Raw genomic sequence first — 14267 nt, 5'->3', positions numbered from 1 at the left:
TTGCCGTGTGCTACTTCTCCGTGACACCCGCCGAGTCGAAGGTCGCCACCTCGTGCATCGCCCGCGCCGCGCTCTGCACCACCGGGAGGGCCAGCAGCGCGCCGGTGCCCTCGCCGAGGCGCAGGTCCAGATCGACCAGCGGGCGCAGGCCGAGCTTGTTCAGGGCGGCGACATGGCCCGGCTCGGCGCTGCGGTGCCCGGCGACGCAGGCCGCCAGGGCCTCCGGGGCGATCGCGCGGGCCACCAGGGCGGCGGCTCCGGCGCTGACGCCGTCCAGGATCACCGGCGTACGCAGGGACGCGCCGCCGAGCAGCAGGCCGACGATCGCGGCGTGCTCCAGGCCGCCGACGGCCGCCAGGACGCCGATCGGGTCCGCCGGGTCGGGCTGGTGGAGTTCCAGGGCGCGGCGGACGACGTCGGTCTTGCGGGCCAGGGTCTCGTCGTTGATGCCGGTGCCGCGGCCGGTGACCTCGGCCGGGTCGGCGCCGGTGAAGACGGAGATCAGGGCGGCCGACGCGGTGGTGTTGGCGATGCCCATCTCGCCGGTGAGCAGCGCCTTGTTCCCGGCCGCCACCAGGTCGCGGGCGGTGTCGATGCCGACCTCGACGGCGGCCTTGACCTCCTCTCGGGTGAGGGCGGGCCCGGTGGTCATGTCCGCCGTACCGGCCCTGACCTTGCGGGGCAGCAGGCCGGGGGTGGCCGGGAGGTCGGAGGCGACGCCGACGTCGATGACGCAGACCTCGGCGCCGACCTGGTTGGCGAAGGCGTTGCAGACCGCGCCGCCGCCGAGGAAGTTGGCGACCATCTGGCCGGTCACCTCCTGCGGCCAGGGGGTGACGCCCTGGGCGTGCACGCCGTGGTCGCCCGCGAAGATCGCGACGGCCGCGGGCTCCGGGATGGGCGGCGGGCACATCCGGGACAGGCCGCTGAGCTGTGCGGAGATGATCTCCAGCATGCCGAGCGCGCCAGCTGGTTTGGTCATCCGCTTCTGCCGCTCCCAGGCCTCGCCGAGTGCCTTGGCGTCCAGCGGGCGGATGCCCGCGACGGTCTCGGCGAGCAGGTCGTGCGGCTCTTCGCCGGGCAGCGCGCGGCGGCCGTACGTCTCCTCGTGGACGACCCAGGACAGCGGGCGGCGCTTGGACCACCCGGCGGACATCAGCTCCGGCTCGTCGGGGAACTCGTCGACGTATCCGACGCAGAGGTACGCCACGACCTCCAGGTGGTCGGGCAGGCCCAGTTCGCGGACCATCTCGCGCTCGTCGAAGAAGCTGACCCAGCCGACGCCGAGGCCTTCGGCGCGGGCGGCGAGCCAGAGGTTCTCGACGGCGAGGGCCGAGGAGTACGGGGCCATCTGGGGCTGGGTGTGGCGGCCGAGGGTGTGGCGGCCGCCGCGGGTGGGGTCGGCGGTGACGACGATGTTCACCGGGGTGTCGAGGATCGCCTCGATCTTCAGTTCCTTGAACTGCTTGGCGCGGCCCTTGGGGAGGGACTTGGCATACGCCTCGCGCTGGCGGGTGGCCAGCTCGTGCATCGCGCGCCGGGTGTCGGCGGAGCGGATGACGACGAAGTCCCAGGGCTGCGAGTGGCCGACGCTGGGGGCGGTGTGGGCGGCCTCCAGGACGCGGAGCAGCACCTCGTGCGGGATGGGGTCGCTGCGGAAGCCGTTGCGGATGTCGCGGCGCTCGCGCATGACGCGCAGCACGGCGGCGCGCTCGGCGTCGTCGTAGCCGGGGGCGGGAGCGGGGGCGGCGGTCGGCTCTTGGGGCTGTGGGGGCTGCTGGGCCCCCTGGAGCTCCCAGGTCCCTTGAGGCTCCTGAGGCTCCAGGAACTCCGGGCCCTCTTGGGGCTCCAGAGTCTCCAGGGCTCCCGGAGTCTCTGGCGACTGCGGGGACTGCGGGGACTGCGGAGGCTTCGGGGCTTCGGAGGTCGCCAGGGCCCCGGACGGCTCGGGGCTCTCGGGACCCTCGGGGCCCGAGCCCCCTGCCGCTGCGGCCGGTTCCCTGGCTTCGTCGGCGGGGAGCGGGGCCGTCTGGCCTTCGTCGGTGGAGGTGGCCTCGACGGCTGTCGGGTTCAGCGCGGACTCCGGGGTGGCGTGGGGTGCGGGTGGTGCGGGTGGTGCGGCAGCGGTGGTGGCCTCGCTGTCAGAGGGGAGCGCGGCGGCTTCCTGCGCGTTGGCGTCAGGCATGGCGGGCCGCGTGTCCGCGTCGGGCGCGCTCGACGGGGCGGTGGCCTGGCCGCCCGCGCCGTGCGCGGCAGTCGGCTGGCCGTCGCGTACGGGCAGGACGGCGGCCTGGTCGTCGGTGGCGGGCGTCGCGTCCGGCTGGCGGTCCGAGCCTGGCCGAGCGGTGCCGAGCCCGTCGGCCGACTGGGCGTCAGCGTCCGGCGCGGCGGCGGCCTGTGCAGCGTCGCCGGGCACCGCCGCCGACTCGCCGTCGGCCTGCCCATCCGCGCCCGGCACGGGGGCAACCGGCACATCGGCGCTCTGCGCGGCTGCGCTATGCGCATCGGTGCCGGGCTCGGCAGCGACCTGCCCAGCGGGGGCGGCGGGTACGACGGCTGCCTGACCGTCAGCACCCGCCACTGCTGTGGCCTGCGCATCCGCGCCAGACATCGCGGCCTGACCATCCGCGCCCGGCAGCACGGCAGCCTGGACGCCAGCACCGGCCGACGCGGCGGCCTGCGGCTCGCCACCCGACACCGCGACAGACCCACCGTCACCTTCTGGCGCGCCAACGGGCTGCGCCACCACACTAGGCGCGGTGACCGCCTGGGCGTCAGCACCCGGCACCGAAGCCGACTGGGCACCAACACCGGCCGACGCGGCGGCCTGCGGCTCGCCACCCGACACCGCGACAGACCCACCGTCACCTTCTGGCGCACCAACGGGCTGCGCCACCACACCGGGCGCGGCGACCGCCTGGGCGTCAACGCCCGGCACCGGGACAACCTGACCATCCGCGCCCAACGCCCCGACAGCCTGGCCGTCACCTTCTGGCACACCAACGGGCTGCGCCACCACACCAGGCGCGGCGACCGCCTGGGCGTCAGCACCCGGCACCGAAGCCGACTGGACGCCAGCACCGGCCGACGCGGCGGCCTGCGGCTCGCCGTTGGGGGACTGGGCGGCGGCCTGCGCGGCGTCGACGGGGCTCTGCTCGTCGGGCTGCCCGTCCGTGCCCGGCGCGGGGGCGGTCCGCTCGTCGGCGCCTTGTGCGGCTGTGGGCTGCCCAGCGGTGTCGGGCGAGGTGACGGTCCGCGGGGCGGTGTCCGGCGCTGTGGCCGCCTGAGCGTTAGGGCCAGCCACGGCAGCGGGCTGCGCCGCACCGCCGGACGCCGCCTGGGCGCTGTTGCCGGGCGCGACGCCGGGTTGCGTATATGCACTGGACGTGACGGGCTGGCCGTCCGTGGCCGGTGGCGCGTCGACGGTTGGGGTCACGGTCATGGCGTGGGGCGGGGTCGGCGCCAGGTGCGGGGTGACCGGAATCTGGCCGTCGACCGGGACGAACTGGCCCACCGGCGCCGAAGGCTCCGGGGACGGTGTGGCGTCTGTGGCGCTCGGGACGACCGTTTCCGCGGTCGACACAGGGGACTGCGGTGCCCACGGGGCCGCCCCCTGCGGGGGCGTCTCGCCGGGTTGCGGGCCCGGAACGTCGAGGTACTCCGGGCCCGTGGTGGACGGTCCACGCACCGGACCGGCGGGTCCGACGCTGGGCGCCGCGGGTGCCGGACCGGCGGCCGGACCGCGGTCCGCGAGCGAGCGCACCGGGCCCGCCATCGCACCCGGCACGGGCGGACCCAGGTGCAACGGGCGCCGCGCGGGGCCGCTCTGCGGCGGCACGGCGTGGTCGGACGACGCGTCGGGCGCGGGCGACGGGCCCGGCACGCGGACCGCTCCGAGGTCGATCGAGCCGCTGTCGCGGCCCGCTGTCTCGTGCGGGCCGGGTTCGGGCGCGGGCTGCGGCGTCGGCTGCGCGGCCGCCGACGGGCCCGGCTGCCCCTCGGTCCACGCTCCCTGCGCGCCCGGCATCAGCAGCTGATCGTCATCGTCCGTCGCGGTCTCCGCGGGGGCGATGAAGGTGTGCACACCCGAGGCAGGCGTGCCCGGCTGCTCCACCGTGCCCGCGTCCTGAGGCAGTCCCTCACTCGGGACCTGGCCGGTGTCGGTCATGCGTACCCCTCGCCCATTGGTCGTGCTCTCCTTCGGCCGGCTCGCCCAGGGGCGGCGCGTCGGCCACCCATGGACAAGAACGAGCGTGCGCGCCGCGCGGCACGAACGACCCATCGACAAAACGACAAAGCGCAAAAACGCCTAGGCCATTGTCGCGGCCGCACCCACCACTGTGGCAGTGGATCCGCCACAGCCCGCTGTGGACTGCGCCACGTCGCGCGTCCCTCCCGGTTCCCGCAGTACCACAGACACCCCAAATCGGGCGCACCTTTAAGGCATTGACGGATAAACCGACGAACGTCCTGGCGTGGTACAACAATCGGCCAGCCTACCGCTCGCCTCGCGGCGGCATGGTCACGGGGCGCGGTCCGAGCGCACGCCCGGCCTCAGGGGCGCCAGGGCGTGTCCGTCAGGCAGGCCAGTCCTAGCGCGCTCCCAGTTCCCCGGAGAGGAGGAAGGCGACCGCGCGCTCGCGTTCCGTCCAGGCTCGGGTGTCCAGTTCCACGGACTGCAACAGGGCGCACTCGACGGCGTATCCGTGCTCGGTGAGGTCCCGGCCGATCAGTTCGGCCTCGTCGCGGGTGGCGGCGTGCGTCACGATCCGCTCGGGCCTGCGGTCGGCGACCGCCGAGACCACGGCCGCTCCCCCGCCCCCTACCCGTACGACGTCGGGCTCGGGCAGGTCCTCCAGGACGAGCGGCGCGGTTCCGTGCAGGATCTGCGGCTGGACCCCGAAGCGGCGGGCGACGGCCGCGGTGCGCCCGCAGGCGTCGGCGTCGCGGTCGACGGCGATCACGGCGGCGCCGAGCCGCGCGGCCTCGGCCGCCAGGGCGCCGCTGCCGCAGCCGATGTCCCAGAGGAGGTCTCCGACACGGGGGCCGAGGCGCGCGAGCTGGGCCGCGCGCAACTGCTGGTTCTCCCCTTCCGGCAGCTCGCCCCCGTACTCGCCGGTGGGCAGCGCCCAGCCGCGCGGCCGGGCGGCCGGGTCACGGCCCGCGAGCCAGCCGGTGTCGGCGGAGGCCTGGCCGCCGATGACGAGGACGACGTTCGGGTCGCGCCAGGCGCGGTCGGCGACCTTGTCCGAGGTGAGGACGGTGACCTGCTCCCGTGTGGTGCCCAGTTCCTCGCAGATGACGAAGGTGCGGTGCACGCCGTCGAGGAGCAGGGCCAGCTCGGCGGGGCCCGCGCCCGGCGAGGTGAGCACCGCGACCTTGGGGTGGGCGCGGCAGACGTTGACCGCGCGGCGCAGGGTGCGGGTGTGCGCGACCACGACCTGGGCGTCGTCCCAGGGCATCGAGGCGCGCGCGAAGGCCTGGGCGACGGCGGAGACGGCGGGGATCACCTCGACCTCGAAGCCGTGCTCGGGTGCGCGCAGGGTGCGGACGACGCCGAAGAATCCGGGGTCGCCGTCGGCCAGGACCACGGCGGTGCCCCGGTGGGCGGCGATCCGCCGGGCGGCCAGCGTGACGCTGCCGAGCCGGACGCGCTCCGCCGCCTCGGGCACCTCGGGCAGCGCCAGGTGGTGCGCCGCGCCCGCCACCAGCGTGGCGGCGGCGAGTGCGGAGCTGGCCGCCTCGGTCAGCGGCGAGCCGTCCCAGCCGATCACCGTGACCCGGTCGGCCATCGTCGTCAGTCTCCTGTGGGGTTCTCGGAGGTCGTGAACAGGGGGTACGCGAACCGCCCCTGAGCAGGCCGTCAGCGAGCGGCGGCCAGGGCAACGTGAGCGTACCCGCTCGCGCGGGCCGGGGCGCGTGCGGATCAGTTCCACTCGGAGAAGTCGGAGAAGTCGGTGTAGCCGGAGGCGTCGGCGAGCTGCTCGGTGACGCCGTCGAAGTCCTCGGGCAGCAGGCTCCAGACGATCAGGTCGGTGCGTACGTCCTGCCAGCCGTCGCCGCCGGTGCCGCCGTCAGCGTCTCCGTCAGCGCCGCGGTCGTTCCAGGTGCGCGCTATCCACGCGCCGCGCAGCACCCCTTCGCTGACGCAGCCGATCTTCTGCGCGACCTGCTGGGCGGCGGTGTTGTCGGCGGCGGTGCGCAGCTCCAGGCGCTCGAACTTCTGGTCGCGGAACAGCCACTGGGCGACGGCGACGGCGGCCTCGGCCGCGTAGCCCTCGCCGCGGGCCCAGGGGGCGATGACGTAGGACATCTCGGTCGCCCGTACCCGCCAGTCGGTGTGCTGGAGGTGCACGACGCCGACCAGTCGCTGGGTGAGGAACTCGGTGACGGCGAACACGATGCCGCGGCCTTCGGCGCGCTCGGCGGGGGCGAGCCTGGTGACCCACTCTCGGGCGTCGGCCTCGGTGTAGGGGTGCGGCACGGCGGTCCAGGAGGTGACCAGTTCGTCGTTCATCATCTCGACGCAGGCCTGGACGTCCACCTCGTCGAAGGGGCGCAGCACCAGCCGCTCCGTACTGATGGAGATGTCCGGGAACACCAGGTGGGCCGTCTTCATCGCGCCGCTCCGTCACTGCAGGATGCTGAAGTGCCCCAGCATGCAGCATCACAGCGGGCAACCGCACCACGGGGCCCGCACCTTGGCGGGTGCGGGCCCCGTGGTAGACGACGGTCCGTCAGACACGCGTGCGGACGGTTGGGCGGCCCGTCAGAACGCGGGCAGCACCGCGCCGTCGAACTCCTTCTCGATGTACTTCTTGACCTCGGGGGACTGGAGCAGCTTGACGAGCTTGGCGACCCGCGGGTCGTTCTCGTCGCCCTTCTTGACGGCCAGCAGGTTGGCGTACGGGTTGCCCTTGGCCGTCTCCTGGACCAGGGCGTCATCGGCCGGGCTGAGGTCGGCCTCCACCGCGTAGTTGCCGTTGATCACCGCGGCGTCCACGTCACCGAGCGAGCGGGGCAGCTGGGCCGCCTCCAGCTCCTTGAACTTCAGCCCCTTCGGGTTCTCGGCGATGTCCTTGGGGGTCGCGTCGTTGCCCGCGCCGTCCTTCAGCGTGATGACACCGTTGGCGTCGAGCAGCTTGAGCGCGCGCGCCTCGTTGGTGGTGTCGTTCGGAAGGGCGACGGTCGCGCCCTTGGCGAGCGCGTCCAGCTTCTCGATCTTCTCGGAGTAGAGGCCGAGCGGCTCCAGGTGGACGTCGGCGACCGGGACGATGTCGGTGCCGTTCTTCTTGTTGAAGTCGTCCAGGTACGGCTTGTGCTGGAAGAAGTTGGCGTCGACCGAGCCGTCCTGGGTCGCGGTGTTCGGCAGGACGTAGTCGGTGAACTCCTTGACCTCGAGCTTGAGGTCCTCCTTGGCGGCCAGGTTGTCCCGGACGTACTCGAGGATCTTGCCGTGCGGGGTCGGGCTGGCGGCGACGACCAGGGCGTCGCCGCCCGAGCCGGAGCCGGAGTCGGAACCGCAGGCGGTGAGGCCGAGGGTGAGGGCTCCGACGGCCAGGACGGCGCTGGTGATCTTTACGGTATTACGCACGAAAAGTGCCTTTCTCCATGAGTGGTGCGGTGGTGCCACCCGGTTACGGGTGTCGGTGCGGGTCAGGAAGTCTGTGACGGGGCGGCGGCCGGTGCGGTGTTCCGCAGCAGGCGCAGCCGGGGGGCCGTGGAGCCGCGGCCGCGGCGGGAGAGCGAGCGGGCCGTGTAGTCGCCGGTGAGCTGGATGGCCGAGATGACGACCGCCAGGATGCCCACGGTGATCCACATCAGGCCGGACTCGAAGCGCTGGTAGCCGTAGCGGATCGCGATGTCGCCGAGGCCGCCCGCGCCCACGGTCCCGGCCATCGCCGAGTAGCCGATGAGGACGACGACCGTGGTGGTGGCGCTGGAGACCAGCGAGGGCAGCGACTCGGGCACCAGGACCTTGCGGACCACGGTCCAGGTGTTGCCGCCCATGGCCTGTACGGCCTCGACGAGGCCGTGGTCGACCTCGCGTACGGCGGTCTCCACCAGCCGCGCGAAGAACGGGATCGCACCGATGGACAGGGGCACGATCGCGGCCTCGACGCCGATGGTGGTGCCGGTGATCCAGCGGGTGAAGGACATCAGCGCGACCATCAGGATGATGAAGGGCATCGAGCGCGCGATGTTCACGAGCTGGCCCAGGACCTTGTTCAGCACGGTGTTCCGCAGCAGCCCGTCGCGGTCGGTGAGGACCAGCAGGACGCCGAGCGGCAGCCCGCCCACGACGGCGATCAGGGTCGAGAGGCCGACCATGTAGAGGGTGTCCCAGCAGGCCTGCGTGAGCAGCGGCTGCATCTCCGACCAGGTCACTTGGCGCTCTCCTCGACCAGCTGGGACGGGACCGCCGGGCGGCCCGCCACGTCTACTTGCAGGCCCTGCTCGCGCAGGAAGCCGATGGGCACGACGTTGTCCTCGAAGCGTCCGGGCAGTTCGATGCGCATCCGGCCGACCTGCTTGCCGCCGACGGTGTCCATCGCGGCGCCCAGGATCGAGATGTCGACGTTGTACGTGCGGGACAGCTGGGAGATGACCGGCTGGGTCGCGGTGTCGCCGTGGAAGGTGACGTCGACGACGGTGCGGTCCTCGCCCGACGCGTCCCCGCTGACCGGGAAGAGCGCCGTGGCCAGCTCGGAGCCCGGTGTGGCGAGCAGGTCGTGCACGGTGCCGGACTCGACGACGCGGCCGCGCTCCATCAGGGCGGCGGAGTCGCAGATCTGCTTGACGACGTCCATCTCGTGCGTGATGAGCAGGACGGTCAGGCCGAGCTGCCGGTTGAGATCGCGCAGCAGGTCGAGGATCGAGCGGGTGGTGTCGGGGTCCAGGGCGCTGGTCGCCTCGTCGGAGAGCAGCACCTTGGGGTCGCCCGCCAGAGCGCGGGCGATGCCGACGCGCTGCTTCTGGCCGCCGGAGAGCTGGCTGGGGTAGCTGGCGGCCTTGTCGGACAGGCCGACCAGGTCGAGCAGTTCGTGTGCCTTGCGGGTGCGCTCGCGGCCGGATACGCCGAGGATCTCCAGCGGGAGTTCCACGTTGTCCCGTACGGTGCGCGAGGCCAGCAGGTTGAAGTGCTGGAAGACCATGCCGATGCGGCTGCGCGCCGCGCGGAGCTCCTTGCCCGCACGGGGGCCGCGTCCGGCGAGTGCGGTGAGGTCGGCGCCGTCCACGGTCACGGTGCCCGATGTGGGGCGTTCCAGCAGGTTGACGCAGCGGATCAGCGAGGACTTTCCGGCGCCGCTCTGGCCGATGACTCCGTAGACCTCGCCTTCGCGCACATGGAGGTCGACGCCGTCCAGGGCGGTGACCTCGCGGCCGCGCGAGCGGTCGGCCCGATAGATCTTCGTCAGGCCCGTAGTGGTGATCACAGGGTTTCCGTCACTGTCGAGTGCGCGGCGAGGTCGTCGCCGGGCACGGGGCATTCGTCGTTGCAGGGTGCGGGGTGCCGCATGCGCTACGGGGTGTCACAGGCGTACGAGGCCGGTGGGGACAACGTGTGCGCGGGGCGCGGCCGGTCCGGGCGCGGGTGGCGTACGGACGGGCTCAGCGGGTTCGCTTCGGGGCGCGAGGCTGTTGTGCGGGGGCCCTCAGAAGTCGCACATTCGACACATGCGACGAGCACCGGGCGTCATCTTCGCCTCGGTCGCAAGGGTGCGGCTGCTCGTCGTGGTCATGGGCCCCAGTAAAACAGAACGGGGCGCTCAGCGATCGATGCTGTCCGTATAGCGGACAGATTCGTCCGGCCTGAGGACGCGGCGGGGGCCGCCCGGCCCCTGCCGCGGTGGCCGCTCCACCGGCCGTGGCCTGCGTGGACACCCCCGGCCTCGCGGGTGCGACGAGGGCGGCGGCGGGCCTTGCCGGAGCGCGCGCTTGTGGCCAACGCCACGGTCCGCGCCCCTGCGCGGGGGCGCTCGCGGCAGGCCTTTCGTCCCGTAATAGGCTCGCCGCATGCTTGCTGCCCTGACGGTCGCGACCGCCGTGTCCGCGCTCGCACTCGCCGCGTGGTGCGGCTATGCCGCCTACCGCGACCAGCCGACCAAGGACTGGCACTTCATCGGCATGGCGGTGGTGACGCTGTTCGCCGTGGCCCAGCTGGTGGTCGGGATCGTGCAGCTGGCGCGCGGCGAGAAGCCGGACCAGGGGGCGACGCTGTTCGTGTCGTATCTGGTCGGCTCGGCGCTGTGCGTCCCGGCCGCGGGCTTTCTGTCGCTGGCCGAGCGCACCCGCTGGGGCTCGGTGACGGTCGCGGCGGGCGCGGTGGTGCTGGCCGTGCTCGAGGTACGGCTGTATGACATCTGGGGAGGCTGAGATGGCCAGGCGGGACACCGGGGGAACGCGTCCGACACGTCTGATCTCGGGTCCGGGTCTGGTCCTGGTCTGGCTGTACGGCGTGATGGTGGTCGGCGCCGTCTCGCGCTCCGCCTACCAGATCTCCACCGAGTTCGACCGGGCGCCGCTGGCGTACTCGCTGTCCGCTGTCGCCGCGCTGGTGTACGCGTTCATCGCCTACACCCTGGTACGCGGCGGCGAGGCGGCCCGCAGGGCGGCGCTGGTGTGCTGCGCCGCCGAGCTGGTGGGCGTCGTGGTGGTGGGCGTCTGGACGCTGGTCGCCCCCTCGGCGTTCCCGGATGCCACGGTCTGGTCCGAGTTCGGGATGGGCTATCTGTTCATCCCTGTGCTGCTGCCGGTGACGGCGCTGTACTGGCTGCGGCGTCCTTCGCCAGAGTCAGCAGCGTCAGCCGGGCGTTGACCCGGTCGCTCGCGACCGGCAGATAGCCGTGCTTGCGGTACAGCTGGAGGTTGGTCTCACTGCGGTGGCCGGTGAAGAGCTGGAAACGCTTGACGCCGCCCTGCTCGCCGAGCCGCGCCTCCACGGCGGTGAGCAGCCGTCCGCCCAGTCCGTGCCGCTGCATCCTCGGGTGCACGACGAGCTTGCCGATCCGCGCGGTGCCGTCGGCGTCCACGGTGCCGCGCACCGAGGCCACCACCTCGTCGCCGAGCCGGGCCACCAGGACGCAGCCGTCGCCCAGTTCGGCCTTGACGGACGCCAGCGACTGGGTGAGCGGTTCGATGGAGTAGTCGCCGTACAGCTCGGCCTCGCTCTGATAGCAGAGGTACTGCAGTTTCAGTATCTGCTCGGCGTCCTGCTCGGTCGCCGCCGCAGAGATGGTCACGCTCATGCCCATGTGCGCATGCCTCCCGCTCACCTGTCCGCCGGTTGCCTTCTGAGCACCTGTGCCCGCCGCTCAGGCAGCGCAACCTCCGCCGCGAGCATTCTGCGCAGGCATCCCAGGCAACGGGAACGTTCTGGCCCCAAAGACCCCTGTGAGATACCCAACTCCCCTGCGATCTCCCGGTAGGTCAGGTCCTTCGGGGACAGCAGGGCGGCCATCAGCCGGGGGCAGCGGCCCGGCAGCCGCCGCACGGCCGCGCGTACCGTGCGGCGCCGCTCGGCGGTCAGGGCGGCGCCTTCCGGACCGCCGTCCGGCAGGGCCGCGGGCTCGACGGCGTACGGCTGCTCCCGGCGCGCCCGGCGGCGGGCGCGCCGTGCTTCGTCGTGTACGGCCAGGCGCAGCCAGCGGGCGGGGTCGGGCGGCGGGTCGTCGGCGTCCAGGCGCTCCAGCAGGCGCAGCCACACCGCCTGTTCGAGGTCGGCCGGGTCGGCTCCGGAGGCCAGCGCCTCGGCGGCGGCCTCGGCGGTGAGGAGCGGGCGCAACGCGCCCACCAGGTCTGATACATGAGGGGTCATATCGGGCGGGACGCGGCCGCCCCGGCGGTCGGTTGCCGGGGCGGCCGCGGCTCACCCGTGCGGGCGGGCTCTTGATCAGGCCTTGACGCGGCGGGCTTTGGCGCGGCGGGGCTGACGCGGCGGGCCCTGGAGGGTCAGGCCTTCCTGAAGTCGGCGGCCGCGAGCAGGCCCGTGTCCGGGTTGTCCGTGAAGATCCCGTCGATGCCCGTCTCGAAGTAGCGCCGGAACGCGCCGAGGGAGTCGCCGTAGGCGTTCGGGTCGGTGCCGCGCCGGAACTCCGTCGGCAGGAAGCGGTTCTCGTTGCGCATCGTGTACGGGTGCAGCACCAGGTTCTTCGCGTGCGCGTCCCGGACCAGGGTGGTCGGTGTGCCCAGGCTGCCGTCGGCGTTCTTGGGGATGACCAGGTCGGCCAGCGGGCCGATGCCCTGGGCGTACGAGGCGATCCACGCCAGGCCGTCGGGCGTGATCAGATCGGCGACCGTGCGCGGGTCGCCCGCCTGGACGAAGTCCCACGGCTGGGAGTCGGCGGTCCACAGCAGCACCACGCGCGGCGTGTCGACCAGGCGCGCCATCCGCTCCATGCTGCTGGGCTCGAAGGACTGCAGGAAGGTCGGCGAGTGCTTGCGGTGCCGCCCGCACCGGCGCAGCAGCGCGGCCAGCCGCTCCTCCAGGCCGAGGCCGATGCCGCGGAAGTAGCTGGGGTGCTTGGTCTCGACGTGCAGCCACACCTTACGGCCGCGCCGTCGGCCCTCCCTGTCCGCCCAGCGCAGCACCTCCGCAAAGCTGGGCACGGTCCAGCGGCCGTTGTAGAGGGTGTTGTGCTGCCGGGTGCCGGGGATGCGCTCCACCGCGCGCAGCGTCTTGAGCTCGGCGAGCGTGAAGTCCTCGGTGAACCAGCCGGTGTGCTCGACGCCGTCCACCGACTTGGTCACCTCGCGGTCGGCGAACTCCGGGTGGTCCGCGACATCGGTGGTGCCGGTGATGGCGTTCTCGTGACGGCATACGAGATGGCCGTCCTTGGTGGGCACCAGGTCCTGCTCGATGACGTGCGCGCCCATGTCGAGCGCCAGTTGGTACGCGCCGAAGGTGTGCTCCGGGCGGTAGCCGCTGGCGCCGCGGTGCGCCACCACGGCCGGGACCGGCAGGCGCCGGCCGTGGCCGCCGCCGGTGCGCTGCCCGTCAGCGGCTGCCGCCGTGCCCGACAGGCCGAGCGCGGCGCCGCCCGCGCCGAGTGCGGCGGCGCCCAGGACCGCGCGGCGGCCCGGCCTCACGGCGGCGCCCGCCCCCGTACCCGTCTCTGTGCCCGTGCCCGTGCCCGTACCTGCGTGCTGCTCCTGCGAACTGCCCTGCGTCATGGGGCTCCTCCCTTTCGCGGTCCACTGCTGGGTCGACTCCGCGTCCACGGACGTCTGTTCGGCGCCCGATGTGATGTCCAGCACCTGTCACGGCGAGCACCGATGCTAGGTGGCTACGCCTGTGACAAGGGAGACTCTGGGGCAAACAGAGCGCGCATACACGTCAACACTTCGTATCCATCCCATGAACCCGATGTGCAAACCGCGCGGACCCGCGAGTATCGTCCTCACCTGCACCGAATCTGCACCGACCCCACGCTCACCCCTTGACACCGGAGGACTAGTTGTCCCGCTTTGCGTTCATCAAGGCAGTGCTCGGACCGGTCATGCGCCTGATGTTCCGCCCACGCGTGGAGGGCGCCGAGAACATTCCGGGGTCCGGGCCCGTGATTCTCGCGGGCAACCACCTGACGTTCATCGACTCGATGATCCTGCCGCTGGTCTGCGACCGGCAGGTGCTGTTCATCGGCAAGGACGAGTACGTCACGGGCAAGGGACTCAAGGGCCGCCTGATGGCCTGGTTCTTCACCGGGGTCGGCATGATCCCGGTGGACCGGGACGGCGCGAACGGCGGTGTCGCGGCGCTGATGACGGGACGTCGGGTCCTGGAGGACGGCCGGGTCTTCGGCATCTACCCGGAGGGCACCCGCTCTCCCGACGGCCGCCTCTACCGCGGCCGCACCGGCATCGCCCGGCTGACCCTGATGACCGGCGCGCCGGTGGTGCCGTTCGCGATGATCGGCACGGACAAGCTGCAGCCCGGCGGGGCAGGGCTGCCGCGGCCCGGTCGGGTCACGGTCCGCTTCGGCGAGCCGATGGAGTTCTCGCGCTACGACGGCATGGGCCGGGACCGCTATGTGCTGCGCGCGGTGACGGACTCGGTGATGGCCGAGGTCATGGCGCTGTCGGGTCAGGAGTACGTGGACATGTACGCCACCAAGGCCAAGGCCGCGTAGCGCCTCCCGGCGCTCTGGCCGGGGCACGCGCCCCGGCCAGAGCGCGCGTCCGTGCTGTCGGGCCCCGCGTCCCCGCCGGGGCGTGTGCCCCGGCGCGCCAGGCGGGCGGGCCGCGATGACCGGGCGGGGCTGACCGCG

At 72.9% G+C, this 14267-nt stretch carries 12 protein-coding genes; 3 read left to right on the top strand and 9 right to left on the bottom strand.

Translation table 11 applies throughout. The features are described from left to right. Positions 1 to 10: 10 nt before the first annotated feature. The 6 genes from cobT to ACX6XY_RS00415 all read right to left on the bottom strand — a co-directional run bounded on the left by cobT (position 11) and on the right by ACX6XY_RS00415 (position 9437). Positions 11 to 4168: a nicotinate-nucleotide--dimethylbenzimidazole phosphoribosyltransferase gene (cobT, locus tag ACX6XY_RS00440; protein ID WP_460325013.1), complete on the bottom strand. Its 4158-nt coding sequence runs from the start codon at positions 4166 to 4168 to the stop codon at positions 11 to 13. A gap of 424 nt (positions 4169 to 4592) precedes the next feature. Next, a complete protein-coding gene (cbiE, locus tag ACX6XY_RS00435) occupies positions 4593 to 5792 on the bottom strand; it encodes a precorrin-6y C5,15-methyltransferase (decarboxylating) subunit CbiE (RefSeq protein WP_460325011.1) in 1200 nt (399 codons plus the stop codon). 134 nt (positions 5793 to 5926) lie between these two features. Beyond that, positions 5927 to 6619: a GNAT family N-acetyltransferase gene (locus tag ACX6XY_RS00430; protein WP_460325009.1), complete on the bottom strand. Its 693-nt coding sequence runs from the start codon at positions 6617 to 6619 to the stop codon at positions 5927 to 5929. Positions 6620 to 6769: 150 nt separating this feature from the next. After that, positions 6770 to 7594 (bottom strand): MetQ/NlpA family ABC transporter substrate-binding protein, encoded by an 825-nt coding sequence (locus ACX6XY_RS00425; protein ID WP_460325007.1) that lies wholly within the window; start codon positions 7592 to 7594, stop codon positions 6770 to 6772. Between the two features lie 62 nt (positions 7595 to 7656). Next, the gene (locus tag ACX6XY_RS00420) at positions 7657 to 8388 is read right to left on the bottom strand and encodes a methionine ABC transporter permease (RefSeq protein ID WP_460325005.1); all 732 of its coding nucleotides are present in this window, start codon (positions 8386 to 8388) and stop codon (positions 7657 to 7659) included. Next, complete coding sequence (locus tag ACX6XY_RS00415; protein ID WP_460325004.1) at positions 8385 to 9437, bottom strand: methionine ABC transporter ATP-binding protein; 1053 nt, start codon at positions 9435 to 9437, stop codon at positions 8385 to 8387. The genes ACX6XY_RS00420 and ACX6XY_RS00415 overlap by 4 nt, the downstream gene beginning before the upstream one ends. A gap of 580 nt (positions 9438 to 10017) precedes the next feature. Here ACX6XY_RS00415 and ACX6XY_RS00410 point away from each other — a divergent pair. Both ACX6XY_RS00410 and ACX6XY_RS00405 read left to right on the top strand, forming a co-directional pair. Then, complete coding sequence (locus ACX6XY_RS00410) at positions 10018 to 10377, top strand: hypothetical protein (RefSeq protein WP_460325002.1); 360 nt, start codon at positions 10018 to 10020, stop codon at positions 10375 to 10377. Next, positions 10358 to 10819: a hypothetical protein gene (locus ACX6XY_RS00405; RefSeq protein ID WP_460325000.1), complete on the top strand. Its 462-nt coding sequence runs from the start codon at positions 10358 to 10360 to the stop codon at positions 10817 to 10819. Before ACX6XY_RS00410 ends, ACX6XY_RS00405 begins: the two co-directional genes overlap by 20 nt. On the opposite strand, the gene ACX6XY_RS00400 is transcribed toward ACX6XY_RS00405, so the two are convergent. From ACX6XY_RS00400 to ACX6XY_RS00390, 3 genes are all read right to left on the bottom strand, one after another. Continuing rightward, a complete protein-coding gene (locus tag ACX6XY_RS00400) occupies positions 10737 to 11255 on the bottom strand; it encodes a GNAT family N-acetyltransferase (protein ID WP_460324998.1) in 519 nt (172 codons plus the stop codon). The genes ACX6XY_RS00405 and ACX6XY_RS00400 overlap by 83 nt on opposite strands. Positions 11256 to 11272: 17 nt before the next feature. Further along, complete coding sequence (locus ACX6XY_RS00395; protein WP_460324996.1) at positions 11273 to 11818, bottom strand: sigma-70 family RNA polymerase sigma factor; 546 nt, start codon at positions 11816 to 11818, stop codon at positions 11273 to 11275. A 134-nt stretch (positions 11819 to 11952) separates the two neighbouring features. After that, the gene (locus ACX6XY_RS00390) at positions 11953 to 13173 is read right to left on the bottom strand and encodes a glycerophosphodiester phosphodiesterase (protein WP_460324994.1); all 1221 of its coding nucleotides are present in this window, start codon (positions 13171 to 13173) and stop codon (positions 11953 to 11955) included. A gap of 284 nt (positions 13174 to 13457) precedes the next feature. Between ACX6XY_RS00390 and ACX6XY_RS00385 the strand changes: the two genes are divergently transcribed. After that, positions 13458 to 14129: a lysophospholipid acyltransferase family protein gene (locus ACX6XY_RS00385; RefSeq protein ID WP_460324992.1), complete on the top strand. Its 672-nt coding sequence runs from the start codon at positions 13458 to 13460 to the stop codon at positions 14127 to 14129. The last annotated feature ends 138 nt before the right edge of the window (positions 14130 to 14267 follow it).

The organism is Streptomyces sp. O3 (assembly GCF_054788135.1).
The sequence above is the reverse complement of the archived record's forward strand: the minus strand, read 5'-3'. Positions and strand labels throughout refer to the sequence as shown.

Bases quoted from the DNA above. Each gene is read 5' to 3' on its own strand.
- cobT (WP_460325013.1), bottom strand. From the start codon at position 4,168: ATGACCGACACCGGCCAGGTCCCGAGTGAGGGACTGCCTCAGGACGCG.
- cbiE (WP_460325011.1), bottom strand. From the start codon at position 5,792: ATGGCCGACCGGGTCACGGTGATCGGCTGGGACGGCTCGCCGCTGACC.
- ACX6XY_RS00430 (WP_460325009.1), bottom strand. From the start codon at position 6,619: ATGAAGACGGCCCACCTGGTGTTCCCGGACATCTCCATCAGTACGGAG.
- ACX6XY_RS00410 (WP_460325002.1), top strand. From the start codon at position 10,018: ATGCTTGCTGCCCTGACGGTCGCGACCGCCGTGTCCGCGCTCGCACTC.
- ACX6XY_RS00405 (WP_460325000.1), top strand. From the start codon at position 10,358: ATGACATCTGGGGAGGCTGAGATGGCCAGGCGGGACACCGGGGGAACG.
- ACX6XY_RS00400 (WP_460324998.1), bottom strand. From the start codon at position 11,255: ATGGGCATGAGCGTGACCATCTCTGCGGCGGCGACCGAGCAGGACGCC.
- ACX6XY_RS00395 (WP_460324996.1), bottom strand. From the start codon at position 11,818: ATGACCCCTCATGTATCAGACCTGGTGGGCGCGTTGCGCCCGCTCCTC.
- ACX6XY_RS00390 (WP_460324994.1), bottom strand. From the start codon at position 13,173: ATGACGCAGGGCAGTTCGCAGGAGCAGCACGCAGGTACGGGCACGGGC.